This window comes from Paraburkholderia sp. SIMBA_027 (assembly GCF_046535315.1).
GTDB classification, from domain to species: Bacteria; Pseudomonadota; Gammaproteobacteria; order Burkholderiales; family Burkholderiaceae; genus Paraburkholderia; species Paraburkholderia tropica.
Genome location: NZ_JAWRWY010000265.1, coordinates 1 through 325, shown reverse-complemented (window position 1 = coordinate 325; position 325 = coordinate 1). Strand labels below are relative to the sequence as shown.

Annotated in this window: 1 protein-coding gene; it reads right to left on the bottom strand. The window is 61.5% G+C overall.

Translation table 11 applies throughout. The features are described from left to right. The coding region (locus SB764_RS39035; protein WP_410866616.1) for a cytochrome c biogenesis protein ResB at positions 1-325 on the bottom strand (325 nt) is incomplete at both ends.

The following is a 325-nucleotide window of genomic DNA, read 5'->3' as shown; positions in this document are numbered from 1 at the left end:
CGGCCATCTTCATGCGTTCCGGTGCGCACCCACACCCGCCGACGATTGACGTACAGGGACGTCACCAGGCCTGCAACGGCAAGCAACCCGAAGATCAGCGCATACAGCTGGCCGGGGTTGTTGTGGACGTCCAGGCCCACGTACTTCCTGACGCCGTCGAAAGTGATACTGCCCTTGCCGTCCGGCAAAGTAACGGTGTGGCCGGGAGTAAGGGTGATGGCCTTGTTCGGGAGGTTACGGCCGTTGAGCGGCTTGAGGTTTCCGACGTTCAGCTCGAACACGTTTTGGGGTACGCCCTTGTCCAGGCCCAGATCGCCGTAGAACG